Annotated in this window: 22 protein-coding genes; 10 read left to right on the top strand and 12 right to left on the bottom strand. The window is 71.6% G+C overall.

The annotated features are described in order from the left end of the window. Nucleotides 1-131: 131 nt before the first annotated feature. The 3 genes from ABIA33_RS16590 to nirD are packed head-to-tail and all read left to right on the top strand — an operon-like array spanning nt 132 to nt 4,491. Nucleotides 132-1,496 (top strand): NAD(P)/FAD-dependent oxidoreductase, encoded by a 1,365-nt coding sequence (locus tag ABIA33_RS16590; RefSeq protein ID WP_370082154.1) that lies wholly within the window; start codon nt 132-134, stop codon nt 1,494-1,496. Further along, nucleotides 1,496-4,129 carry a nitrite reductase large subunit NirB gene (nirB, locus tag ABIA33_RS16585; RefSeq protein ID WP_370082152.1) on the top strand — a complete coding sequence of 878 codons (2,634 nt, stop codon included), beginning with the start codon at nt 1,496-1,498 and terminating at the stop codon, nt 4,127-4,129. Before ABIA33_RS16590 ends, nirB begins: the two co-directional genes overlap by 1 nt. Nucleotides 4,130-4,140: 11 nt before the next feature. Next, the gene (gene nirD / locus ABIA33_RS16580) at nt 4,141-4,491 is read left to right on the top strand and encodes a nitrite reductase small subunit NirD (RefSeq protein ID WP_370082493.1); all 351 of its coding nucleotides are present in this window, start codon (nt 4,141-4,143) and stop codon (nt 4,489-4,491) included. Between the two features lie 10 nt (nt 4,492-4,501). Here the strand turns inward: nirD and ABIA33_RS16575 are convergent, their stop codons facing one another. Further along, on the bottom strand, nt 4,502-5,473 hold the full coding sequence (locus ABIA33_RS16575; RefSeq protein WP_370082150.1) for a proteasome assembly chaperone family protein: 972 nt from the start codon (nt 5,471-5,473) through the stop codon (nt 4,502-4,504). A gap of 433 nt (nt 5,474-5,906) precedes the next feature. On the opposite strand from ABIA33_RS16575, the gene ABIA33_RS16570 reads away from it, so the two are divergent. After that, nucleotides 5,907-6,593 carry a GNAT family N-acetyltransferase gene (locus tag ABIA33_RS16570; RefSeq protein WP_370082148.1) on the top strand — a complete coding sequence of 229 codons (687 nt, stop codon included), beginning with the start codon at nt 5,907-5,909 and terminating at the stop codon, nt 6,591-6,593. Nucleotides 6,594-6,986: 393 nt separating this feature from the next. Here the strand turns inward: ABIA33_RS16570 and ppdK are convergent, their stop codons facing one another. The 3 genes from ppdK to ABIA33_RS16555 all read right to left on the bottom strand — a co-directional run bounded on the left by ppdK (nt 6,987) and on the right by ABIA33_RS16555 (nt 12,292). Next, a complete protein-coding gene (ppdK, locus tag ABIA33_RS16565; protein WP_370082146.1) occupies nt 6,987-9,695 on the bottom strand; it encodes a pyruvate, phosphate dikinase in 2,709 nt (902 codons plus the stop codon). A gap of 459 nt (nt 9,696-10,154) precedes the next feature. Then, on the bottom strand, nt 10,155-11,315 hold the full coding sequence (gene dusB, locus ABIA33_RS16560; protein ID WP_370082144.1) for a tRNA dihydrouridine synthase DusB: 1,161 nt from the start codon (nt 11,313-11,315) through the stop codon (nt 10,155-10,157). An 89-nt stretch (nt 11,316-11,404) separates the two neighbouring features. Next, on the bottom strand, nt 11,405-12,292 hold the full coding sequence (locus tag ABIA33_RS16555; protein WP_370082142.1) for a helix-turn-helix transcriptional regulator: 888 nt from the start codon (nt 12,290-12,292) through the stop codon (nt 11,405-11,407). Between the two features lie 101 nt (nt 12,293-12,393). On the opposite strand from ABIA33_RS16555, the gene ABIA33_RS16550 reads away from it, so the two are divergent. After that, a complete protein-coding gene (locus ABIA33_RS16550; protein ID WP_370082140.1) occupies nt 12,394-13,872 on the top strand; it encodes an MFS transporter in 1,479 nt (492 codons plus the stop codon). 268 nt (nt 13,873-14,140) lie between these two features. Here ABIA33_RS16550 and ABIA33_RS16545 read toward each other — a convergent pair whose 3' ends face one another. Beyond that, nucleotides 14,141-14,410, bottom strand: a complete 270-nt coding sequence (locus tag ABIA33_RS16545; RefSeq protein ID WP_370082138.1) for a DUF1876 domain-containing protein — start codon at nt 14,408-14,410, stop codon at nt 14,141-14,143. 143 nt (nt 14,411-14,553) lie between these two features. On the opposite strand from ABIA33_RS16545, the gene ABIA33_RS16540 reads away from it, so the two are divergent. Further along, a complete protein-coding gene (locus ABIA33_RS16540) occupies nt 14,554-15,129 on the top strand; it encodes an NADAR family protein (protein ID WP_370082136.1) in 576 nt (191 codons plus the stop codon). Nucleotides 15,130-15,180: 51 nt separating this feature from the next. Beyond that, nucleotides 15,181-15,708, top strand: a complete 528-nt coding sequence (locus ABIA33_RS16535; RefSeq protein WP_370082134.1) for a hypothetical protein — start codon at nt 15,181-15,183, stop codon at nt 15,706-15,708. 85 nt (nt 15,709-15,793) lie between these two features. On the opposite strand, the gene ABIA33_RS16530 is transcribed toward ABIA33_RS16535, so the two are convergent. From ABIA33_RS16530 to ABIA33_RS16520, 3 genes are read right to left on the bottom strand one after another with little or no spacing between them, the layout of a single operon-like run. Then, a complete protein-coding gene (locus tag ABIA33_RS16530; RefSeq protein ID WP_370082132.1) occupies nt 15,794-16,606 on the bottom strand; it encodes a hypothetical protein in 813 nt (270 codons plus the stop codon). Next, nucleotides 16,603-17,247, bottom strand: coding sequence for a response regulator (locus ABIA33_RS16525; RefSeq protein ID WP_370082130.1), 645 nt, complete (start codon nt 17,245-17,247; stop codon nt 16,603-16,605). Before ABIA33_RS16525 ends, ABIA33_RS16530 begins: the two co-directional genes overlap by 4 nt. After that, the gene (locus tag ABIA33_RS16520; RefSeq protein ID WP_370082128.1) at nt 17,235-18,560 is read right to left on the bottom strand and encodes a sensor histidine kinase; all 1,326 of its coding nucleotides are present in this window, start codon (nt 18,558-18,560) and stop codon (nt 17,235-17,237) included. Before ABIA33_RS16520 ends, ABIA33_RS16525 begins: the two co-directional genes overlap by 13 nt. 193 nt (nt 18,561-18,753) lie before the next feature. Here ABIA33_RS16520 and ABIA33_RS16515 point away from each other — a divergent pair, with 193 nt between their 5' ends. Together ABIA33_RS16515 and ABIA33_RS16510 are read left to right on the top strand one after the other, a co-directional pair. Then, nucleotides 18,754-19,176, top strand: coding sequence for a hypothetical protein (locus tag ABIA33_RS16515; protein ID WP_370082126.1), 423 nt, complete (start codon nt 18,754-18,756; stop codon nt 19,174-19,176). Then, nucleotides 19,173-19,670, top strand: a complete 498-nt coding sequence (locus ABIA33_RS16510) for a hypothetical protein (RefSeq protein ID WP_370082124.1) — start codon at nt 19,173-19,175, stop codon at nt 19,668-19,670. Before ABIA33_RS16515 ends, ABIA33_RS16510 begins: the two co-directional genes overlap by 4 nt. Nucleotides 19,671-19,790: 120 nt before the next feature. Here the strand turns inward: ABIA33_RS16510 and ABIA33_RS16505 are convergent, their stop codons facing one another. After that, entirely contained in the window at nt 19,791-21,179 is a 1,389-nt protein-coding gene (locus ABIA33_RS16505) for a glycine--tRNA ligase (protein ID WP_370082122.1), read from the bottom strand. A gap of 340 nt (nt 21,180-21,519) precedes the next feature. Here ABIA33_RS16505 and ABIA33_RS16500 point away from each other — a divergent pair, with 340 nt between their 5' ends. Beyond that, nucleotides 21,520-21,939, top strand: coding sequence for a Fur family transcriptional regulator (locus ABIA33_RS16500; RefSeq protein WP_370082120.1), 420 nt, complete (start codon nt 21,520-21,522; stop codon nt 21,937-21,939). 40 nt (nt 21,940-21,979) lie between these two features. Here ABIA33_RS16500 and ABIA33_RS16495 read toward each other — a convergent pair whose 3' ends face one another. From ABIA33_RS16495 to ABIA33_RS16485, 3 genes are all read right to left on the bottom strand, one after another. Continuing rightward, on the bottom strand, nt 21,980-22,840 hold the full coding sequence (locus ABIA33_RS16495) for an isoprenyl transferase (RefSeq protein WP_370082118.1): 861 nt from the start codon (nt 22,838-22,840) through the stop codon (nt 21,980-21,982). Between the two features lie 25 nt (nt 22,841-22,865). Beyond that, nucleotides 22,866-23,612 (bottom strand): DNA repair protein RecO, encoded by a 747-nt coding sequence (gene recO, locus ABIA33_RS16490; RefSeq protein ID WP_370082116.1) that lies wholly within the window; start codon nt 23,610-23,612, stop codon nt 22,866-22,868. A gap of 84 nt (nt 23,613-23,696) precedes the next feature. After that, a complete protein-coding gene (locus tag ABIA33_RS16485) occupies nt 23,697-24,374 on the bottom strand; it encodes a TerB family tellurite resistance protein (RefSeq protein WP_370082114.1) in 678 nt (225 codons plus the stop codon). Between the last annotated feature and the right edge of the window lie 66 nt (nt 24,375-24,440).

Here is a 24,440-nt window from a genome sequence, read left to right as displayed (position 1 = left end):
GATGTTCCCCACGGTCTTCCTGACGGCGGGCGTTCGCTCACACCGGACCCGGTGGTGCGCTGAGCGCACTGTTCCTGCGGTGAAACGCCGTCGGACGCGGCGGGTAACACCGGCCGTCGACCGTGGAGTACATGACCCCACCCGAGAGCCTCCTCAACCCGCCGCGCGGCGCGGCCCGTCGCACCGTGGTGGTCGGCGCGGGGACGGCCGGGCACCGGGTGGCGGCCCAGCTTGCCGCCGCCGGCGGCGGCGGCGCCGACGACGGCAGCGAGATCACCGTCCTCGGCGAAGAGCAGTGCTCTCCTTACAACCGCGTCCTGCTCGCCGAGGTGCTGGCCGGCCGCTACACCCCCGAGGTCGCGGCGCTGCCCTCGCTGACGGGGCCGATCGTCCTGCGGCGCGGCGTCCGAGCCGTGCGGATCGACCGCCGGCAGCGCCGGGTGCTGTGCGACGACGGCTCGGTCGAGCGCTACGACGACCTGGTACTCGCCACCGGCAGCAACCCGGTCCTGCCTCCGCTGCGCGGCCTGTTCGACGACTCCCGAACCGGCGCTGAACGCCACCAACTCCCCGACGGCGTCCACGCCTTCCGCACCATGGACGACTGCGCCGCCCTGGACGCCCTGCTCCGGGCCGGCGGCGGGGGTACCCGCGCCGTGGTCGTCGGCGGCGGCCTGCTCGGCGTCTCCGCCGCCCGCGCACTCGCCGCTCGCGGCGTGCCGACCATGCTGGCCCACCAGGGCGAGCACCTGATGGAGCGCCAGCTCGACCCGGCCTCCGCGGCGCTGCTCGCCGCGCACCTGGAGTCACTGGGGGTCGAGATCCATACCGAGTGCCGGGTCCGCTCCATCCGGACCTCGGCCGCCGGGCGCAGCGTGACCGGCGTCGAACTCGCCGACGGCTACCGCCTCGACGTGGACCTGCTGGTGCTCGCCTGCGGTGTGCGGCCCCGCGTCGGCCTTGCCGCCGCGGCCGGGCTGGCGGTCCGCAGGGGCGTCGTCGTGGACGACCGCCTCCGCACGGACGACCCGCGGATCCGCGCCGTCGGCGACTGCGCCGAGCACCGCGGAGTCAGCTACGGCCTCGCCGGCCCCGCGCTGGAACAGGCCGACCTGCTCGCCCGGATGCTCGCCGAGCCCGAGCGGGCGGCCGACCCCGAACGGGCGGCCGACCCGCAGCCCGAGCGGCAGGCCGGCGTCCTCCGCTACGACGGCAGCCGCCTGCTCACCCGGCTCACCCTGCCCGGCACCCCCGGCCTGGACCTCGCCGCGTTCGGCGACCCAGGGGAGGTGAAGCCCGACGACCACGTACTCCAACTCGCCGACGGCACCCGCCGTGCGTACCGCAAGCTCGTCGTCCGCGACGACCACCTGGTCGGCGGCATCCTGCTGGGCGACCTGGCCACCGTCGGCGACCTGGCCCAGGCCTGGTCCGCCGACACGGTGCTCGACACCCCACCGCTCCACCTTCTGACCACTCACGGAGGGCATTCCTGATGACCACCAAGCCCACAGTCCTGCTCGTCGGCTACGGCATGGTCGGCCACCGCTTCCTGGAGGCCCTGGCCGAGAGCGGCGCCACCCAGCGCCTACAGCTGACCGTCCTCGCCGAGGAACCGCGTCCGGCGTACGACAGGGTCCACCTGACGTCGTACTTCTCCGGCACCAGCGCCGAGGAGCTGCTGCTCGCCGAGGACGGCTTCGCCGAGAAGCACGGTATCGACGTGCGCCTCGGCGACCCGGTGACGGCGATCGACCGCGAGGCCCGCACCGTCACCACCCGGGCCGGACACGTGCTCGGCTACGACACCCTGGTGCTGGCCACCGGCTCGTACCCGTTCGTCCCGCCGGTCGAGGGCAAGGACGCCGAGGGCTGCTTCGTCTACCGCACCATCGAGGACCTGCACGCCATCGAGGCGTACGCGCAGCAGGCCAAATCCACCGGACGGGGCGTCGGCGCGGTCGTCGGCGGCGGGCTGCTCGGCCTGGAGGCGGCCGGCGCGCTCAAGGGCCTGGGCCTGGAGACGCACGTCATCGAGTTCGCCCCGCGGCTGATGCCGGTCCAGGTCGACGACGGCGGCGGTGCTGCGCTACGCCGCACCATCGAGGATATGGGGGTCGTCGTCCACACCGGGATCGGCACCAGGACCATCACCGTCTCCGACGGCGGCACGGCCACCGGCATGACCTTCACCGACGGCTCCGACCTCGCCGCCGACCTGGTGGTCTTCTCCGCGGGCGTCCGCCCCCGCGACGACCTGGCCCGCTCCAGCGGCCTGCCCGTGGGCGAGCGCGGCGGCATCGTCGTGGACGCCCAGTGCCGCACCGAGGACCCGGCGGTGTACGCGATCGGCGAGTGCGCCCTGGCCGTGGACGGCAGGGTGTACGGCCTGGTCGCCCCCGGCTACGCCATGGCCGAGGCCGTCGCCGCCCAGCTCAACCAGCAGTCGGGCAGTTTCACCGGCGCCGACCTCTCGACCAAGCTCAAGCTCCTCGGCGTGGATGTGGCCAGCTTCGGCGACGCCTTCGGCGCCACCCCGGGCGCGCTCGACGTCGTCTACTCCGACTCCCGCGCCGGCGTCTACAAGAAGCTGGTGGTCACGGCGGAGGGCGCACTGCTCGGCGGCATCCTGGTCGGCGACGCCGAGGCGTACATGAGTCTGCGCCCGCTGGCCGGCACCGGCACCCCGCTCCCCGTCTCCCCCGAGGCCCTGGTCCTCCCGGCCGGACTCGGCGCCCCGGTCTCCCTCGGCGGCTCGGCGCTGCCCGACGACGCCGTGGTCTGCAACTGCCACAACGTCACCAAGGGCGAGATCCGCGCCGCGGTGACCGAGCACTCCTGCGCCTCCGTGCCCGAGGTCAAGAAGTGCACCAGGGCCGGCACGGGCTGCGGCTCCTGCGTGAAGCTGCTGGGCACCCTGGTCGACGAGGAGTTGGAGGCCTCCGGCGTCGTCGTCGACAAGGGCCTGTGTCCCTGCTTCGCGCACACCCGCACCGAGTTGTACGAGATCGTCCGGGTCACCCGTATCCCCACCCACGCCCGGCTGCTCGCCGAGCACGGCCGCCCGGAGGCACGCGACGGGGAGGGCTGCGAGGTCTGCAAGCCGACCGCAGCGTCGATCATCGCCTCCCTCGCCCCCGAACTGGACGCCTCGGGCCACATCCTCGACGGCGAGCAGGCCGCCCTGCAGGACAGCAACGACCACTTTCTCGCCAACATCCAGCGCAACGGCTCCTACTCGGTCGTCCCGCGCATCCCCGGCGGCGAGATCACCCCGGACAAGCTGATCGTCATCGGCGAGGTGGCCCGCGACTTCGGCCTCTACACCAAGATCACGGGTGGCCAGCGGATCGACCTCTTCGGAGCGACCGTCGACCAGCTGCCGCAGATCTGGTCCCGCCTGGTCGACGCCGGGTTCGAGTCGGGGCACGCCTACGGCAAGGCCCTGCGGACCGTGAAGTCCTGTGTCGGCTCGACCTGGTGCCGCTACGGCGTGCAGGACTCGGTCGCCATGGCGATCCAGCTGGAGCTGCGCTACCGGGGCCTGCGCAGCCCGCACAAGCTCAAGTCGGCCGTGTCCGGCTGCGCCCGCGAGTGCGCGGAGGCGCGCGGCAAGGACTTCGGCGTCATCGCCACCGCCGAGGGCTGGAACCTCTACGTCGGCGGCAACGGCGGCGCGACGCCCCGCCACGCCGACCTGCTCGCCAAGGACCTCACCGACGACGAGCTGATCCGGCTCATCGACCGCTACCTGATGTTCTACGTCCGCACGGCCGACCGACTGGAGCGCACCTCCGCCTGGCTGGACCGGATGGAGGGCGGCCTGGAGCACCTCCGCCAGGTGATCGTCGAGGACAGCCTCGGCATCTGCGCCGAACTGGAGGAACTGATGGCCCATCACGTCACCGACTACCAGGACGAGTGGGCCGCCACCCTGCGCGACCCCGCGCGCCTGGCCCGGTTCACCTCCTTCGTGAACGCCCCCGGCGTCCCCGACCCCTCGGTCCGCTTCGTCGCCGAGCGCGACCAGATCCGCCCCGACCTGAACGTCCTCACCGCAGAGGACGAGGAAATCCTCGCCATGCCCGCGCTCATCGCGGGTCCGCTCCTGGAGGTACGTTCCCGATGACCGCCCCGACGATGGACCCCGCCGCGCTCGACCTCACGACCCGCGTCGAAATCCTGGTGAACGGCGCCTGGATCCCGGTCTGCGACGCCTCGCTGCTGGTCCCCGGCCGGGGAGTCGCCGTGCTGCTGCCGGACGGGCGTCAGGTCGCCGTCTTCAGCGACCGCCACGGCCGGGTCCACGCCATCGGCAACCGCGACCCGTTCACCGGCGCGTTCGTCCTCTCGCGCGGCCTCACCGGCTCCGCCGGGGGCCGCCTCTACGTGGCCTCACCGCTGCTCAAGCAGCGCTTCGACCTGACCACGGGCGAGTGCCTGGAGGACGACAGCGTCTCCGTCCCCGCGTACTCCGCGCGCACGAACTGAACCCAGGTCGTCAGAGCTCGCCGGAGCCCGAGCCGTCGCCGTGTTCCGCCAGGAACTCCTCGAAGGCCCGGCCGAGCTCGTCCGCGGACGGCAGGTCGGCCGGCTCCGCCAGCAGGTTCTCCCGGTCGGCGGCGCCGGCCACCGCGTCGTACTGCTGCTCGAGCCCTGCCACGGCGCCGCGCAGTTCCTCGTCGCCCTCCGCGATCTGCAGGTCGATGTCCGCCCGGACCTCGTCCAGCTTGGTGCGCAGCGACACCCCCGGCAGCACCAGGCCGGTCGCGGACTGCACCGCCTCCAGCACGGCCACCGCGGCCTGCGGGTAGGGCGTCCGCGCCAGGTAGTGCGGGACGTGCGCCGCGAAGCCCAGCACGTCGTGCCCGACCTCGGCGAGCCGGAACTCCAGCATCGCCGCGACGCTCGCCGGGACCTGGACCTTCTCGAACCAGCGCGGGTACAGGCCCAGCAGGTCGTCGCGGTTGCCGTGCGGGGTGAGCCCGACCGGTCGGGTGTGCGGCACGCCCATGGGGATCCCGTGGAAGTTCACCGACAGGCGCACGCTCAGCCGCTCCACCACCTGGCGCACGGCCGCCGCGAAGCGCTCCCACTCCACGTCCGGCTCCGGTCCGCTGAGCAGCAGAAACGGCGCGCCGGCCGAATCGTGCAGCAGGTACAGGTCGATCGCCGGGGCCTCGTAGGAGGCCCACTTGTCGCGGTCGAAGACCATCGCGGGCCGGCGGGCCCGGTAGTCGACCAGCCGGTCGGCGTCGAAGCGGGCCAGCAGCGTGCGTTCGGGGTCCTCCAGCAGGTGCTCGACGATCTGGTCGCCGACCTCTCCCGCGTCCATGAAGCCCTCGAAGAAGTGCAGCAGCACCGGGCCCGCCGAGGCAGCGCCCGACGCCTCGCCACCGCCCATGCCGAAGGCCGCCTCGACGGCCTCCAGAGCCTGCGGCTCGAATGCGTACAGCGCCTGCGGATCAAGCACGGTGAACCCAATCTCCCGAGGTCCGCGCCCCACTGCGCGCGGACTCCACTATCCAATCACCAGCATCCCCGACCTGCCGCACATTCCCGACCAGCGCAGCTTTCCCGAATCCGGCACCGCGTGAATACTTCGGGCGCGGCGCAGGATGACTTGGCTGCCCGCTGCCGGTATGGTCCTCTCGCTGCACCGCATCGCTGCCGTCAGCAGACCTTGCCACCGTTGTACCCTCGCACCACCCGCAGCACCCACGCATCGCACCTTGCCTTCACCTGGCCGCCCGCTGTCCTTCGCGCTCTCGTTCCTTCCTCGGCCATCTCCTGGACAGACACTGTCCCCCCGCTCCCTGCGCCGCCACGGCTGACGCGCTCCGTCGCCGTACCCGGTCCCGGCAGGGCGCACCCTCCTGTCCCGCCGCCTGAAGGACACAAGGCCCGTGCCTCTTCCTGTCTTCCTCCTCGGCCGCACCGTGCGGCTGGAGCCCCTCGCGGAGCGCCACATCGAGGCGCTGGCCGCCGCTGCCGCCGAGGATCGCAGCAGCTATGCCTTCACCCCCGTCCCGCACGGGACCGAGGCGACCGCCCGCTACGTCGCGGACGCCCTGGCCGCTCAGGAGGCGGGGCGGGCGCTGCCGTTCGCCACGGTCAGAGCGAGCGACGGCCTGGTCGTCGGCTCGACCAGATTCTGTGATCTTGATTACTGGCAGGGCCCGGTGATCTGGCCGCCGGCGCCGCGCGGGCCGGTCGGCGATCCGCTCGCCGCCATCCCCGACGCCACGGAGATCGGCGCGACGTGGCTGTCCGCCCGCGCCCAGGGGACCGGGATCAACACCGAGGCCAAGCTGCTGATGCTGCGTCACGCCTTCGAGACCTGGGGTGTGCGCCGGGTCTCCATGCGCGCCGACGCCCGCAACGGGCGCTCGCGTGCGGCGATCGAGCGGCTGGGGGCGGTCCTGGAGGGCGTGCACCGGGCGCACACCCGCGGGCTGGACGGGCTGGTCCGGGGCACGGCCTTCTACTCGATCCTGGACGAGGAGTGGCCGGCGGCCCGCGCTCAGCTGGAACGCCGGGCCTTCACCCCGCGAGTCGCCGCGGAGGACTCGAGACCGCTGATCTCCGCCTGACGCGCGGGCGCACCGACGCGCGGGCGGGGACTGGCGCCTCTCGTGGGGCTGCGCCCCACACCCCGCCCCCGCTGCGCGACACACCCGCCCGGCGGTCCGGGGCACCAGCCCCGGCGGGCGCCACACCCGCCCGGGGTCCGGGGCGGGAGCCCCGGGGGCGGCGGGGGACCTGACTGCACAATGCCGGGGCGGGTCGCCCCCGGACGCCATTGTCCAGGGGTGACCCGCCCCAGCGTCACGGCGGCTACTCTGCGCCGAGCTCCGCCGCGACCGTGGGCGGGCAGCTCCCCCTCCGGCCCTCATCCTTGGTCGGGGACGGGGGTGTGTGGAGGGGGTTGCCTCACGCTGACACCGGGTGAGGGTTCCCTGCGGAGGGACCCGGTGAGGGGTATGTCAGCGCGAGTCGCTGCCCGCGGTCTCGATGGCGGCGCGGCCTGCCTCCAGGCGCGCCACCGGGATCCGGAAGGGCGAGCAGGACACGTAGTCCAGCCCGGCCTCGTGGAAGAAGTGGACCGAGTCCGGGTCTCCGCCGTGCTCACCGCAGACGCCGAGCTTGAGGTCGGGCCGGGTCGCCCGGCCCTCCTTCACGGCGTGCTTGATGAGGGCGCCGACGCCGTCGCGGTCGATGGTCTCGAACGGGGACACCCCGAAGATGCCCTTCTCCAGGTACGCGGTGAAGAACGAGGCCTCCACGTCGTCCCGGGAGAAGCCCCAGACCGTCTGGGTGAGGTCGTTCGTCCCGAAGGAGAAGAACTCCGCCGCCTCGGCGATCTGGCCCGCGGTCAGTGCGGCCCGTGGCAGCTCGATCATCGTGCCTAGCTTGATGTCGAGCTTCACGCCGGTCGCGGCCGCGACCTCCGCCAGCACCTGCTCGCACTCGTCCCGCACTATCTCCAGCTCCTGGACCGTGCCCACGAGCGGGATCATCACCTCGGGGCGCGGGTCCCCGCCGCCCCGGCGCCGCTCCGCGGCGGCCTCGGCGATGGCGCGGACCTGCATCCCGAACAGGCCGGGGATGACCAGGCCGAGGCGCACGCCGCGCAGGCCCAGCATCGGGTTGGACTCGTGCAGCTTGTGCACGGCCTGGAGCAGGCGCAGGTCGTTCTCGTTGGGGTCCTTGCGGGCCTCGGCGAGGGCGACGCGCACCGACAGCTCGGTGATGTCGGGGAGGAACTCGTGCAGCGGCGGGTCGAGCAGGCGCACCGTCACCGGGAGCCCGTCCATCGCCTGGAAGAGCTCGACGAAGTCGCCCTTCTGCAGCGGCATCAGGGTCGCCAGCGCCGACTCGCGGTCCTTGTCGTTGTCCGCGAGGATCAGGTGCTCGACCTCCTTGCGGCGCTCCTCACCGAGGAACATGTGCTCGGTGCGGCACAAGCCGATGCCCTGGGCGCCGAAGCGGCGGGCGCGGTTGGCGTCGTCGGCGTTGTCGGCGTTGGCGCGTACTCGCAGCTTGCGGCGTACGTCGGCGTGGGCCATCAGCCGGTGCACGGCCTGGACCAGGCCGCCGTCCTCGTCCGCGCCGGCGTGCAGCGTGCCCTCGAAGTACTCCACGACCGGCGACGGCACGACCGGGACCTCGCCCAGGTAGACCTTGCCCGTGGAGCCGTCGATGGAGATCAGGTCGCCCTCCTCGACGACCTTGCCGTCCGCCGTGGTGAAGCGGCGCTTCTTGGTGTCGACCTCCAGCTCCTCGGCGCCGCAGACACAGGTCTTGCCCATGCCGCGGGCGACGACCGCCGCGTGGGAGGTCTTGCCGCCGCGCGAGGTGAGGATGCCCTCGGCGGCGATCATGCCGTCCAGGTCGTCCGGGTTGGTCTCGCGGCGGACCAGGATGACCTGCTCGCCGGAGCGGGACCACTTGACCGCGGTGTAGGAGTCGAAGACGGCCTTGCCGACGGCCGCGCCGGGCGAGGCGGCGATGCCCCACGCGACGCGCTCGGCCTTGGTGGCCTCGTCGAAGCGGGGGAACATCAGCTGCGCCAGCTGCGCGCCGTTTACCCGGTGCAGCGCCTCGTCCAGGTCGATCAGACCCTGGTCGACGAGCTGGACGGCGATCCGGAACGCGGCGGCGGCGGTGCGCTTGCCGATCCGGGTCTGCAGCATCCAGAGCTTGCCGCGCTCGATGGTGAACTCGATGTCGCAGAGGTCCCGGTAGTGGTTCTCCAGGGTGTTCATGATCGACATCAACTGGTCGTAGGACGCCTTGTCGAGGCCCTCGAGATCGGCCAGCGGCACGGTGTTGCGGATGCCGGCGACGACGTCCTCGCCCTGCGCGTTCTGCAGGTAGTCGCCGTAGACGCCGGCGTGGCCGCTGGCGGGGTCGCGGGTGAAGGCGACGCCGGTGCCGGAGTCGGAGCCCAGGTTGCCGAACACCATGGAGCAGATGTTGACGGCGGTGGCCAGGTCGCCCGGGATGCGCTCCTGGCGGCGGTAGAGCTTGGCCCGGTCGCTGTTCCAGCTGTCGAAGACGGCGTGGACGGCGAGGTCCATCTGCTCGCGCGGGTCCTGCGGAAAGTCCCGGCCGGTGTGGTCGCGGACGATGCGCTTGAAGGTCTCGACGATCGACCTGAGGTCGTCGGCATCCAGATCGAGGTCGTCACCGGTGCCCTTGGCCTGCTTGGCCTCGTCCAGCGCCTCCTCGAAGAGCTCGCCGTCGACGCCCAGCACGGTCTTGCCGAACATCTGGATCAGGCGGCGGTACGAGTCCCAGGCGAAGCGGTCATTGCCCGCCTGCGCGGCGAGACCGGAGACCGAGGCGTCCGAGAGGCCGATGTTGAGGACGGTGTCCATCATTCCCGGCATGGAGAACTTCGCCCCGGAGCGGACCGAGACCAGCAGCGGGTCGGCCGCGTCGCCGAGCCGCTTGCCCATCTTCTGCTCCAGCGCGTCGAGGTGCGCACTCACCTCGTCGCGGAGCGGAGCGGGCTCGTCGCCTGTCTCCAGGTAGACCTTGCACGCCTCGGTGGTGATCGTGAATCCCGGGGGGACGGGAAGCCCGAGGTTGGTCATCTCGGCGAGGTTCGCACCCTTCCCGCCGAGCAGGTCCTTCAGGTCCTTGTTGCCCTCGGTGAAGTCGTAGACGAATTTCTGCTCTGCCGCCACGAGTCGGTCTCCTGCCGCACGGTTGCCCTGACGCCGGAGAACATACCCAGATCAAAGGCGGTTCACCGCCCCCATTGGGCCGTCAGTGGCTTGTACCCATCGGTAACCCGATAGATCGAATGCACCGGATCGGCGTTCGCCTGTGAAAGTTAAATCGTCGCCCTGACGCTAGCTTGCGTTCAAAGGTTGAAGGAACGGAAACCCCAAGATCACACAATAGGCACTCACTGTTCATGATCCGTGTCGCAGGAGTTGCCTTGGCTTGATTCCCTGCACGAAGCCGCCGGGCCGCCGCCCGCGCCCCTTCGGGAACCGATCCACGTTCTGGCGCACCCCGTCGCACGGGTCACGCCGCGCAGCGCGAGGACTCGTGTGGCCAGCGTCACGCTGCCGTCTCAACCCTCGTACGTAGGGCGTCTCACCCTGAGTCGCTGCATGTCCACGCTAAGTGGACAGCGATCAGCCGCCGGAGGTGTCCAGCTCGGCGTCGGCGCTGGGCACGGCGCAGTCGTAGGGGTCGTCCAACCAGCCCTCGGGCAGCACCACCCGGTTCGCACCGGACGTGCGGCCGCGCGGCCCGTCGGCGCTCTCGGGCCACCGCTGGTCCTGCTCCACTGCGGCGAGGTGGCCCGCCAGCTCGTCCAGGGAGGAGGCAAGCGCGAGGCTCCGGCGCAGCTCGGAGCCGACCGAGAAGCCCTTGGTGTACCAGGCGACGTGCTTGCGGAAGTCCACGACGCCGTGCTTCTCGTCGCCGATCCACTCGCCGAGCAGCTGGGCGTGACGCAGCATCACGCCGGCGACGTACGAGAAGTCGGGGCGGGCGTACTGCGCCTCCCCTTCGAACACCGAGACGAGCTCCTTGAACAGCCACGGCCGGCCGAGGCAGCCCCGTCCGACCACCACGCCGTCGCAGCCCGTCTCGCGCACCATCCGGACCGCGTCGTCCGCCGACCAGATGTCGCCGTTGCCGAGCACCGGTACGTGTGCCGGGACCGCCTCGCGCAGGCGGGCGATGGCCGACCAGTCGGCCGTGCCGCTGTAGTGCTGGATCGCCGTACGGCCGTGCAGTGCGATGGCGGCGACACCTTCCTCGGCGCCGATCCGCCCGGCGTCCAGGTACGTCATGTGGTCGTCGTCGATGCCCTTGCGCATCTTCATCGTCACCGGCAGCTCGCCCGCCCCCGCGACGGCCTCACGCAGGATCTGCCGCAGCAGGTTGCGCTTGTACGGGAGCGCGGAGCCGCCGCCCTTGCGGGTCACCTTGGGCACGGGGCAGCCGAAGTTGAGGTCGATGTGGTCCGCCAGGTCCTCGTCCGCGATCATGCGGGCGGCCTTGCCGACGGTGGCCGGGTCCACCCCGTAGAGCTGGATGGAACGCGGCTGCTCGGACGCGTCGAAGCGGATCAGCCGCATGGTCTTCTGGTCCCGCTCGACCAGGGCCCGGGTCGTGATCATCTCGGAGACGAACAGTCCCTTGCCGTCGCTCTGCTCCCGGCACAGCGTGCGGAAGGGCGCGTTGGTGATCCCGGCCATGGGAGCGAGCACGACCGGCGGCCACACCTCGATCGACGTGCCGAGGCGCAGCGGCGCGGCGGTGGGGGCTTCGACGGTCGTGGTCATCTGTGGTTTCTTCCCGGTTCTTCCGGATCGGCGGGCGGCAGACCCCCTATTGTCCCATCCGGTCGGCGTGGCCGAGTCCGTCGCCGAGCTCATCCGCCGGCGACGGCGATCGCGTGCAGCTTCTCGACCCGTTCCCGGGTCTCCTCGTCGGCGGGGGTGTAGGTGATCAGGCGGGTGCTCTGGCGCGGGCCCAACCAGAGGGTGGTGAACTCGAAGTGCAGCAGGCCGACCTCGGGGTTGAGGAAGCGCTTCTCGCCGTGCCCCGAGGTGCCGACCTCATGCTGCCGCCACAGCGCCTCGAACTGCGGCGAGGCCAGTAGCAGCCGCTTGACCAGGGACTTCCACGCCGGTTCTGCGACGTGATCGGCCATCGCGGCGCGGAACTTGGCGACCATCAGCGCGGTGGCCGCCTCGTAGTCGACCAGTGAGCGCTTCCAGTCGGGGTGGGTGAACGCGAGCAGCATGATGTTGCGGTCCTCGGGCGCGATCGCGTCCAGATCGCCCAACATCCGTCCGTACGTGCGGTTGTAGGCAAGGATGTCGTAGCGGCTGTTGGCGGCGACCGCGGGCAGCGGCTCCAGCTTCTCCATGATCGCCAGGACGGCCGGGGTGACCGTGGGACAGGTCATGATGGGTGCCGGGTCGGCGGCGTCGGCCAGCGAGAACAGGTGCTGCCGCTCGTTGATGTCGAGCAGCAGGCCGCGCGCGATGGCGTCCAGGACCTGCGGGGAGACCTGGATGTCGCGGGCCTGCTCGAGCCAGGTGTACCAGGTGACACCGACAGCGGCGAGCTGTGCGACCTCCTCGCGGCGCAGCCCTGGAGTACGGCGGCGGCCCACCGCCGGCAGCCCGACCTGCTCCGGTGAGATGCGCTCGCGCCGGCTGCGCAGGAACGCGGCGAGCTCGCGGCGGCGGAGGTCCTCGGGTTTCACGGAGGTGGAGTGGACAAGTTCGAGCGGGGCTGCTGGAGTGGCCATGTCTACCAGGATGCTCCATAAGACATCCCTGTGCCAGGTACTTCTTATACCTGGATAACCACACTCTGGTACCAGGCTGAGGATCGGCGGATCTTTGAGCCATGGCTACTCCACTGACCGCCCCCGCGACCCGGGCGAACGTCCTGCCTCAGGTGACCCGACTCTCCTCACCGCCTTCCACGTCCGCCGCTCCGGCCGGCCCCCGGCTCAGCACCCTGGGCCTGATCACCGTCCTGCTCGGCGCGTTCCTGCCGATGCTGGACTTCTTCATCGTCAACGTGGCGCTCCCCACCATCGACCGCGACCTGGTCGCCGGCCCGGCCACCCTGGAGCTGTTCGTCGCCGGGTACGGCATCGCCTACGCGGTGCTGCTGGTCCTCGGCGGACGGCTGGGCGACCTCTTCGGCCGCCGCCGGCTGTTCATCGCCGGCTCCCTCGCCTTCGGCCTCACCTCGCTGGCCTGCGGCCTCGCCCCCACCGCGCTGGCGCTGGTCGGCGCCCGGGCGCTGCAGGGCGCGGCCGCAGCGCTGATGCTGCCGCAGGCGCTGGCCACCATCCAGTCCGCGACGCAGGGCGAGCGCAAGGCCCGCGCCATGGGCATCTACGGAGCGGTCGGCGGGATCTCCGTGGTCGTCGGCCAGGTCCTGGGCGGGCTGCTGCTCTCCGCGAACCTGTTCGGCACCGGCTGGCGCTTCATCTTCCTGGTGAACGTCCCGGTCGCGCTGGTCGCCGCCGTGCTGGCGCTGCGCGCCGTGCCGGAGACCCGGTCGGCCAACCCGGCCCGGGTGGACCTGCCCGGTACCGCGCTGCTCGCCGCGACCCTGCTGGCCCTGCTGGTGCCGCTGATGGAGGGCCGCGCCGTCGGCTGGCCGCTGTGGACCTGGCTGCTGCTCGCCGCCGTCCCCTTCCTCGGCACCACGTTCGTCATGGTGGAGCGCCGGGCCGAGCGAGCGGGTTCCATCCCCCTCATTCCGCTCTCGCTGCTCCGCATCAACGGCCTGCGCACCGGCCTGACCATGGCCGTCCCCTTCTTCACCGGATTCGGCGGCTTCATGCTGGTGATGGCCGTGGCCCTGCAGCAGGGACTGCGCGAGGGGCCGATCGCCTCCGGCTTGGCGATGGTCCCGATGGCGGTGGGCTTCTTCGCCGCCTCGCTGGCCGGACCGCGCCTGCTGAACCGCTTCGGCAGCAAGGTGATCCGTACCGGCGCCGTCATCCAGGCCGTCGGCCTGCTGGTGCTCACGGTCACGGTGCTGACCGACTGGTCCGGCGTCAGCCCGCTGGTGCTGCTCCCGGGCATGGTCATCGCGGGCACCGGCCAGGGCCTGGTGATGCCCCCGCTGATCCGGCTGGTGCTCTCCGAGATCCCGGTGGAGCGCGCGGGCGTGGGCGGCGGAATACTCGCCACCACCCAGCAGTCCAGCCTCGCCCTGGGCGTCGCGACCCTGGGAACGCTCTTCCTGACCCTGTCACCGAGCATCGGCATGCACGACGCCCTGACCTGGGTCCTCGCCCTGCAGTTCGTGCTCACCCTCGGTGTCATCGCCCTCTCCACCCGCCTCCCCAAGCGCGTCGGGTGACCGGGCGCGCGCCGTCCGCCAGGCCGGTCCCGGCGGGCGGCGCGGGGCAGCGCCCTCACGATCTGGGGGCGATAGGGCTCGGGCGCCCACCGCCCGGCACCTCCGCTTGCCGCGTTGCCGCTCTGACGCCAGCGGCCGGCGCCGCAGGGCCCCAGTAGCTCCGCTACAAGGGCGTCCCGGCACCTTGCAGGCGAAGGCCACGCGGCGGAGCCGCACGGTGTCACTGCGACGGCGCGCGCTGACCCGAGCCCGATCGCTCCCCAGATCGTTACATCGCGGGGTGCGCCGGGACGTGCGTGCTCTCCTCGATGTCGTGGGCCGCCTTGGCGAGCAGCTGGCGAGCGAGGTCGTTGAGGGTCCTGGCCGCGGCGAGCTCCTCGCCGACGCGGGTCTGCAGGTCGTCGTTGGGGTGCTTGCTGGCATGACCGTGGGCGCGGAGCTCCGTACCGTCGGGAAGCCGCAGCAGAACGGCAGCGCGGGTCTTCGAGGAGCCCTCGTGGAAGTCCATCTCGATGTGCCACCTGACGAGTGTCGGCATGGCGTCGCCTCCCTCAGTACCCCTCCAGGGTGCGCCTGCCCGCGTCTCGCTGGCTACCCCGGGCCACCGGGCAGGACCGCGGGAGCCTCCGGCGAGGGAAACCTCGTCGCCCGTTGTCAGTGGCGGATGCGAGGATCGCCGCCATGACGACGACGGAGCAGAAGCACCCGGCGCAGGCCCGCGGCCGGGAGGAACTGGCCGCGCTGATGGCCGCGGGGGCGCAGCCGAAGTGGCTGATGTTCTGGGGGCACCAGCCGCAGCAGGACGGTTCGATCGGGGCGGGGTCGCTCAGCCAGTGGTGGCCGTCGCCGTTCACCGTGGACGGGGTGGAGTACGCCACCGCCGAGCACTGGATGATGGCGGGCAAGGCCCGCCTGTTCGGTGACGAGGCGTCAGTACCGTCGATACTCGCCGCAGCGACCCCCGCAGAGGCGAAGAACCTCGGGCGGCTGGTGCGAGGTTTCGACGACGAGCGCTGGCGGGCGGCCCGGTTCGAGCTGGTGGTGGCGGGCAACGTCGCCAAGTTCGGGCAGGACCCGGCCCTGCGCGCGTACCTGCTGGGCACGGCCAACCGGGTGCTGGTCGAGGCCAGCCCACGGGACCAGGTCTGGGGCATCGGCCTCGGCGCAGCCAACGACCGCGCCACCGATCCGTCCCGATGGCGCGGCCTCAACCTGCTCGGCTTCGCCCTGATGGAGGCACGAGCCCGGCTGCAGTAGGCGGCCGCGGGCGCCGTCGCGGTGCGGTGGCGGTAGGCGCACGCTTGAGGTATGCACGGGCTGTGGATCGTGGTCGGGATGGTCGCCGTTGTGGCGGCCCTGGTCGTGCTCGTGTACTTCCGGGTCCGGGCCCACGAGCAGCGGCGGGAGGAGGACGAGGCCTGCGCCGGCGCGGTCGTCGTGGGCTGGAACGGGCCCGGTGCCGCGGCGCCCTACAGTCCCGAGGCGGTCATCAGCAACAGGGGCGAGCAGCCCGTGCGCGATGTCGAGATCACCCGGGCCGTCGTGCACGACCATCGAGGCAAGGAGTGGGTCGGTGTGCTGCCCGGCGGGCCGCCGTACCGCCGTTCGCTCGGCGCCGGCGAGGCCTGGCCCTGCGTGCTTCCGGGGCCGTACCGGCGGCACGGTGAGTCCCACACGGTGGTCGGGGACGACCGGTTCCTCGTGACCATCCGGTTCACCGACCGGCACGGGCATCAGTGGGAGCGCGAGGGGGACGATCAACCCCGCCTGATGCACACCGAGTGGGCCAGACCCCATTGGCATGCCTCATCGATGCGTCCCGGCGGCGCGGCCTGACCTGCTCGGTTTCGCGTAGCGCGCTCAGCGCAGCAGGACGACCTTGTGCATGCCCAGGAAGGCGTGCGGGATGCCGTCACTCAACTCACTGTGCGGCGTAGCCGATGTCGACCGGGCCGGAGCCGGTGTTCACCGCGACGCTGCCCGGCGCGGAGTCCTGGGCCAGCCCGTCGACGACGTCACGCGGCCCCGACGAGTCTCCGCTGACCCGGTAGTGGCTCCCCCGGGGCAGCTCCACCTCGATCGGCCCCGAGGCCGACTGCAGCTGGACGTCCTTCGGCGGCAGGGCGAAGGCCAGGTGCAGCGGCCCGGAGCCGCTCTGGCCGAAGACCCGGCTCGACCGCACACCGGTGGCCTCGACCGGCCCTGAGGCGGTGTGCACCTGGACCGCTCCGGTCACGTTCTGAAGATCGATCTCCCCCGACGCGGAGGTGAGGTCCAGTGGCCCGCCGAGGCCCTGCACGATGGTGCGCCCCGAGCCGGCCACCGAGCGCACCGAGGCCAGCGGAGGGAGCTGGATTCTGACGTCCACCCGGCAGCCCAACTTGGAGAACAACCCGAAGTCGTCGCACTGCACGGTGACATGCAGGGTGCCGCCGGTCTGCTGCACGTCCACCGTGGGGCGGGTGGTGGTCCAGTGCAGGTGCTCGGACACCGTCGCCCTGCGCACCGGTCCGCGGCTGACGGTGACGGTTCCTCCGGAGAGGTGCAGATCCAGCGCGCTCACATCGGCGTACGCACGACTGCTGCTCCGGCTCTCCGCCGTCAGCCGGCTGACCAGGGTCACGCCGCTGGTCAGCGCGACCACGAGGGCGGTCAGTACGGCCACCCCGTACCAGGCGCGACGCGGGGTCATCCCGGCGAGCGGGCTGCCCGGGTACCGTCCGGGCCCGCTCATGAGTTGTCCAGGAACTGGAGGACCGCCATCACCCGTCGGTGCTCGCCCTCCGTCGGGGAGAGTTGCAGCTTCATGAAGATGCTGTTGATGTGCTTGGCCACCGCGCTCTCGCTCACCACCAGCGCCTGCGCGATGGCCGCGTTCGACCGTCCCTCCGCCATCAGCGAGAGGACCTCCCGCTCGCGCGGGGTGAGCGAGTCCAGCGGGTCGCTCTGCCGGCGCAGCAGCAGCTGCGAGACGACCTCGGGGTCCAGCGCCGTGCCGCCGCCCGCGACCCGCTCCAGCGCGTCCAGGAAGTCGTCGACATTGGCCACCCGCTCCTTGAGCAGGTAGCCGACCCCGCGGGTGTTGCCGGACAGCAGGTCGGCGGCGTAGCGCTCCTCGACGTACTGGGAGAGCAGCAGCACGGCTATGTCCGGCCACTGCTGACGGATCACCAGTGCTGCGCGCACCCCCTCGTCGGTGAAGCCGGGTGGCATCCGCACGTCCGTCACCACGACGTTCGGCCGGTGCTCGGCGACTGCTGAGAGCAGTGACTGCGCATCGTCGACGGCGGCCACGACCTCGTATCCCACCGCCTCGAGCACCTTGACCAGTCCGACTCGCAGCAGGACCGAGTCCTCGGCGATCACAGCGCGCACGGCAACTCCACGGTGAGGGTGGTGGGGCCCCCGAGGGGGCTGTCGATGGTCAGGGTGCCGTCCACGGAGGCGGCGCGCTGCCGCAGGCCGGACAGTCCGGTGCCCTTGGCCGGGTCCGCGCCGCCGACACCGTCGTCGGTGACGGCGATGACCAGCCGCGAGCTGCCCGCCTGCGCACCTGGACGCCCGTCACTCTGCCGTACGGTGACCTCGGCGCGCGAGGCGCGGGCGTGCTTGGCGATGTTGGCCAGCGCCTCCGAGACGACGAAGTACGCCACCGCTTCCACCGGTGGGGCGGCGCGCTCCGGCAGGTTCACGGACAGCCGAACCGGCAGCGGGGCGCGGGCGACGATGCCGGACAGGGCCGCGTCCAGGCCCCGGTCCTCCAGTACCACCGGGTGCAGTCCGCGCACCAGGTCCCGGAGTTCGGCGATGGCCGCCTGCGCCTCCAGGTGCGCCTCGTCGATGACCTTCATGGCGCGCACCGCCTGCTGCTCCGGTGGCAGGCCCCTCAGCATCCGTCGCGCCAGCCCCAGGTTCATCGCCATCGACACCAGGCGCTGCTGCGCGCCGTCGTGCAGGTCGCGTTCGATCCGCCGCCGTTCGGCGTCCGCCGCGTCGACGACCTCGCTGCGGCTCTCCGCCAGCGACTCGACCCGCCGCTCCAACTCCCGGGCCCGGTTCGGGCCGAGGAGGGCGGCCGCCGCGCGCGTGTCCAGCCGGACGAGGAGTCGTGCGGCCCAGGGCATGGTGAGGACCAGCACTACTCCGAGCGCGCTGAGCCAGAGGTCGGTCTCGTTCTGCCCGCTGAAGGCGACGCTGTCCGGCGGTGCGGCCCACGCCCAGGCGAAGATCGTCGAGAGCAGGAACCCCACCGTCCACCCGCACAGCACGAGCACCGCGCCGGTCGCCAGCAGAGGCGAGGCGATCAGGTGGTAGCCGAGCTGCCGCCAGGTCGTCTCGGAGCGGAACCAGCGGACGGTCTGCCAGCTGATCCATGGTCCTTCGCGCTCGGGTGCCGCGGGTATCTCGAGCCCCAGCATCGACTGGAACCGGTCCCGCTGAAGGCGGGTCAGCAGCCGGTGGCAGAGCACCACCACGAGCAGGATCGTCAGCATCACCGTGCCGCTGAGTTTCCCCGGCAGTACCACCGCGAGGGCCCCGGCCGTGGGCAGCGCCATCGGCACCCCGGCAGCGACGAACGCGGTCTCGTGCCAGGCCCGGCGGGTGAACGGCGCGTAGCCGACGCGCAGCGCCGTCCGCCAGACGGGCGCCCGGTCAGTGGGGCCCGCATCCGGTCCTGAGGTTGCCATGCCGCAGAGCCTAGGGCTCAAGATCGCCGGTCGCCATGAACCCTGATGCCGGCTAAGGGTGTAGCTGGCACCACCCCCGACTCGGTCATGAGCACTACCGACTCGACCCACCCCGATCCGGGAGTCTGATCAGTGTGCACAGGCGCCCTGCAGGACGGCTTGCAGGAAGCGCACAGCTAGGGGAGGGACCCTGATGACCATGCAGCACTCGACACTCGATCTCGACTTCGACGGACTGCCCCTGCTCGACTCGCCGTGGTCGGTGCGCTTCGCCCAGAGCACCCGGGGCCGCGTCGCCCTGGAGGTCTACAACGCCGGGCTGCTGCTGGACGTGCTGGTGGCCCAGCCGCTCACGGCGGACGTGCTGCGCGGTGCCCGCCGCACCGGGCGAATCGGGCGGCCCTCGGTGCTCGCCTGGGGACATCTGCCACCCGACGGGGCGCCACCGGAGGTGACGTTCACCCAGCGGCACCGCGCGGCGCTTCCCGCCACGGCGGTCGCGACGGCCGGGGGGTTCTGGATAGCCGTGGCCGAGGGCTGCTACGACCGGGTCACCGCGACCGGGCAGGACGGAACCAGCGAGCGCCTGCGGGTCCGCGCGGGGTGGTCCCGTTGAGCATCGCCCTGCCGGCCGTCGGCGGCCGCACCGGCCGCACCGCCCGCCCCGTCGCCCGCCCCGCCTTCGGTCCCGCTGCCTCGCCGAAGGCGCGAAGCGGCACCCGGCCGCGGCCCGGCGTCCGCCCGCAGCCGCACTCCCGGCTGCTGCTCGGCCTCGGCCTGGCCCTGCTCCCCTGGATGGTGGTGCTCGCCACCTCGCTCCCGACCAGCGCCACCGCCTCGCACTGGTCCCTCGCCTGGGTCGGCCTGGACGCCCTGGAGGCGGCCGGCCTGATCAGCACCGGCATCCTGCTCCACCGCGACGACCCGCGCCACAGCCTCACTGCCGTGGCCACCGCCGCCCTGCTGCTCACCGACGCCTGGTTCGACATCACCACCGCCGCCCCGGGTGGGGACTTGACCACCGCAGTCGCGACGGCGCTGATCGTCGAGCTCCCCGTTGCCTTCGTCTGCGCCCGCCTCGCCCTCCGCGGCGTGACCACACGCGGCTGAGACGACGCAGAAGCGCGGGGAACTGCGCTGCCGGCCCTCTACGGAGGTGCGTGATCGGCAGCGCGGTTCCCCGCGCCCTTTGTCGTCGGCCTTGTCGTCGGCCCCGTCGTCGGCAGCGTGCTAGCAGCCGATCAGCTTGCCCGCGAGGAAGCCCTCGACCTGGTCGAGGGAGATCCGCTGCTGCTCCATGGTGTCGCGCTCGCGCACGGTCACCGCGTTGTCGTCCAGCGTGTCGAAGTCGACGGTGATGCAGAACGGCGTGCCGATCTCGTCCTGGCGGCGGTAGCGGCGGCCGATCGCGCCCGCGTCGTCGAACTCGACGTTCCAGTGCCTGCGCAGGTCCGCGGCCAGGCCGCGGGCCTTCGGCGAGAGCGCCGCGTTGCGCGACAGCGGCAGCACCGCGACCTTGACCGGCGCGAGCCTCGGGTCGAGGCGCATCACGACGCGCTTCTCCATCACACCCTTGGCGTTGGGCGCCTCGTCCTCACGGTAGGCGTCCAGCATGAACGCCAGCATGGCGCGGTTGACACCCGCGGCAGGCTCGATGACGTACGGGAACCAGCGCTCGCCGGACTCCTGGTCGAAGTACTTGAGGTCCTGGCCCGAGTGCTCCGAGTGCTGCGCCAGGTCGTAGTCGGTGCGATTGGCGACGCCCTCGAGCTCGCCGAACTCGTTGCCGCCGAACTGGAAGCGGTACTCGATGTCCACGGTGCGCTTGGAGTAGTGCGAGAGCTTCTCCTTGGCGTGCTCGTAGAAGCGCATGTTCTCCTCGCGGAGACCCAGGTCCGTGTACCAGTTCCAGCGCTCCTGGGTCCAGTACTCGAACCACTTCTCGTCCTCGCCGGGCTTGACGAAGAACTCCATCTCCATCTGCTCGAACTCGCGGGTGCGGAAGATGAAGTTGCCGGGGGTGATCTCGTTGCGGAAGCTCTTGCCGGTCTGGGCGATGCCGAACGGCGGCTTCTTGCGCGAGGTCTGCTGCACGGCGGCGAAGTTCACGAAGATGCCCTGCGCGGTCTCCGGGCGCAGGTACGCCAGACCGGCCGGGTCGTCCGCGTTGAAGGCGCCCAGGTGGGTCTGCAGCATGCCGGACATCGGCCGGGGCTCGGTGAAGCCGCCCTTGTTGCCGCAGTTGGGGCAGTTGACGTCGGCGAGGCCGTTGGCGGGGACGTGGCCGTGCTTGGCCTCGTACGCCTCTTCGAGGTGGTCCGCCCGGTAGCGCTTGTGACAGGAGACGCACTCGGTCAGCGGGTCGCTGAAGGTGGCGACGTGACCGCTTGCCTCCCAGACCTCGCGGGCCAGGATGACGGACGAGTCGAGACCGACGACGTCCTCACGGCTGGTGACCATGTTGCGCCACCACTGCCGCTTGATGTTCTCCTTCAGCTCGACACCCAGCGGTCCGTAGTCCCAGGCGGCCTTCTGGCCACCGTAGATCTCGCTGCAGGGATAGACGAAGCCACGGCGCTTGCTCAGGCTGACGATGGTGTCGATCTTGTCGGCGGCCACAGTGCTCTCTTCAGTACGACGAATGCGGTCAGTGATGGATTTCATTGCACGCGGGGCGCGCCTGGGCCGCTGGAGCGCGGGCCGGGGACGCGACCGAATACCTCAGGTTACCGGCCCATGCGGCAGAGGTTTCAAATCGATTGGAAGGACGGGACGATGCGACGGGCGGACCCGGCCGTGCGGCCCACACCTATTTGACAATGGTTTCCATTTGGATTGAAAATGGTTGTCTCGAGCTCGGCCCCCGGCTGGCAGAATGGCCGGGGGAAACCCCGTTCGAGACCACGTTCGAGACCCCCGTTCGAGACCCACCAGACCCACGAGACCTTGAGGAGGCCCGGTGACGCCGCCGCCTGCGAACCAGTCGTCCCCCGCCCGGTCGACCAGGCAGCGCACCGCCGTCGCCTCGCTCCTCGCGGAGGTCGACGACTTCCGCAGCGCCCAGGAGCTGCACGACCTGCTGAAGCATCGCGGCGACTCGGTCGGCCTCACCACCGTCTACCGCACCCTGCAGTCCCTGGCCGACGCGGGTGAGATCGACGTGCTGCGCACCGACGACGGCGAGGCCGTGTACCGGCGGTGCAGCAGCGGGCACCACCACCACCTGGTGTGCCGCTCCTGCGGTCGTACCGTCGAGGTGGAGGGGCCCGCCGTGGAGCGCTGGGCCGAGGGCATGGCGCGCGAGCACGGCTTCGTGGACGTCGCGCACACCCTGGAGATCTTCGGCACCTGCGCCGACTGCGCGGCCCAGGCGAACTAGCGCCGGCCCCGGGGCCCGGCCTAGATCTTCAGCACCCCTCCTAGCTCTGCCGGCCCTGCGGCTCGGGCTGCGGCTGCTCGGGGAGGGTGACCTCGTTGGGCAGCGCCCCGCCGTAGCGCCGGTCGCGGGAAGCGAACTCCTCGCAGGCCCGCCACAGGTCCCGGCGGTCGAAGTCGGGCCAGAGCACGTCCTGGAACACCATCTCCGCGTACGCCGACTGCCACAGCAGGAAGTTGGACGTCCGCTGCTCGCCACTGGGGCGGATGAACAGGTCCACGTCCGGCATGTCGGGGTGGTACATGTACTTGGCGAGGGTCTTCTCGTTGACCTTCTTCGGGTCCAGCCGCCCGGCCGCGACGTCCGCCGCCAGCGCCGCGGCCGCGTCGGCGATCTCGGCCCGGCCACCGTAGTTGACGCACATGTACAGCGTCATCGCGTCGTTGTCGCGGGTCATCTCCTCCGCGACCTGCAGCTCCTGGACGACGCTCTTCCACAGCTTCGGCATCCGCCCGGCCCAGCGGACCCTGATGCCCATGGCGTTCATCTCGTCCCGGCGGCGGTGGATCACGTCCCGGTTGAAGTTCATCAGGAAGCGCACCTCCTCGGGCGAGCGCTTCCAGTTCTCGGTGGAGAAGGCGTACAGGGAGAGGTTCTTCACGCCGAGCTCGATGCAGCCCTTGAGCACGTCCAGGACGACGCTCTCGCCGACCTTGTGCCCCTCCGTGCGGGGCAGGCCGCGCTCCTTCGCCCAGCGGCCGTTGCCGTCCATGACGATGGCGACGTGCTCGGGGACCAGCTCGCCCGGGATCTTGGGCGGCCGGGCGCCACTCGGGTGCGGCGACGGGGGAAGGTAGTCCCGCTGCCGACCGCCGCCGAAGAGTCCACGCCGTGCAGTTGCCATGAGCTTCTCGTTCTCCACAGTCGGTTCAGCGATCCACGTACTTGAGCGAGCGCAGGCCCCGCTCCAGGTGCCACTGGACGTACGCCGCGACCAGTCCGCTGCCCTCACGGCAGTGGCGCGGTTCGCAGGCGTCGGCCGTCGCCCAGTCCCCGGACAGCAGCGCGCCCAGGAGTTCCAGTGTCTCAGGGGAGGGTACGACACTGCCCGGCACCCGGCAGTCGGGGCAGAGGGCGCCGCCGGTCTGCACGGAGAAAAAACGGTTCGGCCCGGGCAGTCCGCACTTGGCGCAGTCACCGAAGGAGGGCGCGTAGCCGTTGACCGACAGCGAGCGGAGCAGGAAGGCGTCCAGCACCAGCGGTGCGTCGTGCTCGCCGGAGGCGAGCGTGCGCAGCGCCCCGATCAGCAGCAGGTACTGCTGGACGGCGGGCTCGCCCTCGTTCTCGGTGAAGCGCTCGGCGGTCTCCAGCATCGCCGTCGCAGCGGTGTAGCGGCCGTAGTCGTCGACTATCCGGCTGCCGTACGGGGTGATCGTCTCCACCTGGGTGCAGAGCGCCAGGTGGCGGCCGACGAGTTCCTCGCCCCGGGAGAAGAACTGCACGTCGACATGCGAGAAGGGCTCCAGCCGCGCGCCGAACTTGGACTTGGTCCGGCGCACTCCGCGGGCGACGGCGCGCACCCGGCCGTGCTGCCGGGTGAGCAGCGTGATGATGCGGTCCGCCTCGCCCAGCTTCTGGGTGCGCAGCACCACCCCGTCGTCGCGGAACAGACTCATGCGGCCCATTCTCGCGTACGGGACCGACAGTCCCCGACGCGAACGTTCAGTCGGCCAGGTCGGCCAGGTCGGCCAAGAAGGCGTTCAGGAGTGCGGCTGCCGGGCCGCCGCCTCCAGCGTGGCGTCGATCTGCTCGGGGCCGAGCTTGAGGCAGCTGCCGGCGGCCCGGAGCGCCTCCCGCTCGGCGGGGCGGTAGGGGCCGTCCGCGAGAGCGATCCAGGCGCCCTGGAGCAGCAGCCGCTCCCGGCCGGGCTCGGCGAGGTGCGCCGCGAGCGGCTCCAGCGCCGTGTGCAGCTCGATGGCGAGGCCGCTGCCGCAGCCGTACAGCTCGCCGAGCTCCTCGTCGCCGCCGGTCAGTGCGGCGAGCGCGGCCAGGACCTGGGGCTCGTCCAGCTCCGGGTGGCCGGCCTCGTGGATCACGCCCACAGCCGCGTCGCGGGCCGCACGGGCGGTGCCGCCGGCGGCGAGGACGGCGAGGGCGATGGTGTACTGCGCGGTGCGCAGCATCACCAGCAGATTGGCCGAGGTGGGCCGTTCCAGTGCGTCCAGCCCGTAGCGGGCGCGGCAGGCGGTGCACTGCAGGGTCGTCCCGGCGTCGCCCAGCGGCAGCACCGGCAGGCCCAGCAGCCGCAGCCATCTGCGCCCGCTCTGGCGGCGGTAGTTGCGGTCGCCGCCGCAGCCCAGGCAGAAGAACTCCCCGAGCGACTCGGTACGCCACCGGGCGCGCAGCTCAACAAGCTTGGGGGCCACTAGCTGTGTCACGGCCACTCCCTCTGCCCCACCGACTCCACTGTCGGTTGCACAGATGCTGCCACGCGCAATGACGCC

It is taken from the genome of Streptacidiphilus sp. MAP12-16 (genome assembly GCF_041262165.1).
GTDB lineage: Bacteria > Actinomycetota > Actinomycetes > Streptomycetales > Streptomycetaceae > Streptacidiphilus.
Note: the sequence above shows the minus strand (reverse complement) of the source record. Positions and strands in the feature narration are given on the sequence as shown.

Excerpts from the sequence above, each read along its gene's own strand:
- ABIA33_RS16590 (WP_370082154.1), top strand. The coding sequence starts at position 132 with ATGACCCCACCCGAGAGCCTCCTCAACCCGCCGCGCGGCGCGGCCCGT.
- nirB (WP_370082152.1), top strand. The coding sequence starts at position 1,496 with ATGACCACCAAGCCCACAGTCCTGCTCGTCGGCTACGGCATGGTCGGC.
- nirD (WP_370082493.1), top strand. The coding sequence starts at position 4,141 with ATGGACCCCGCCGCGCTCGACCTCACGACCCGCGTCGAAATCCTGGTG.
- dusB (WP_370082144.1), bottom strand. The coding sequence starts at position 11,315 with ATGACCACGACCGTCGAAGCCCCCACCGCCGCGCCGCTGCGCCTCGGC.
- ABIA33_RS16555 (WP_370082142.1), bottom strand. The coding sequence starts at position 12,292 with ATGGCCACTCCAGCAGCCCCGCTCGAACTTGTCCACTCCACCTCCGTG.
- ABIA33_RS16550 (WP_370082140.1), top strand. The coding sequence starts at position 12,394 with ATGGCTACTCCACTGACCGCCCCCGCGACCCGGGCGAACGTCCTGCCT.
- ABIA33_RS16545 (WP_370082138.1), bottom strand. The coding sequence starts at position 14,410 with ATGCCGACACTCGTCAGGTGGCACATCGAGATGGACTTCCACGAGGGC.
- ABIA33_RS16540 (WP_370082136.1), top strand. The coding sequence starts at position 14,554 with ATGACGACGACGGAGCAGAAGCACCCGGCGCAGGCCCGCGGCCGGGAG.
- ABIA33_RS16535 (WP_370082134.1), top strand. The coding sequence starts at position 15,181 with ATGCACGGGCTGTGGATCGTGGTCGGGATGGTCGCCGTTGTGGCGGCC.
- ABIA33_RS16530 (WP_370082132.1), bottom strand. The coding sequence starts at position 16,606 with ATGAGCGGGCCCGGACGGTACCCGGGCAGCCCGCTCGCCGGGATGACC.
- ABIA33_RS16520 (WP_370082128.1), bottom strand. The coding sequence starts at position 18,560 with ATGGCAACCTCAGGACCGGATGCGGGCCCCACTGACCGGGCGCCCGTC.
- ABIA33_RS16515 (WP_370082126.1), top strand. The coding sequence starts at position 18,754 with ATGACCATGCAGCACTCGACACTCGATCTCGACTTCGACGGACTGCCC.
- ABIA33_RS16495 (WP_370082118.1), bottom strand. The coding sequence starts at position 22,840 with ATGGCAACTGCACGGCGTGGACTCTTCGGCGGCGGTCGGCAGCGGGAC.
- recO (WP_370082116.1), bottom strand. The coding sequence starts at position 23,612 with ATGAGTCTGTTCCGCGACGACGGGGTGGTGCTGCGCACCCAGAAGCTG.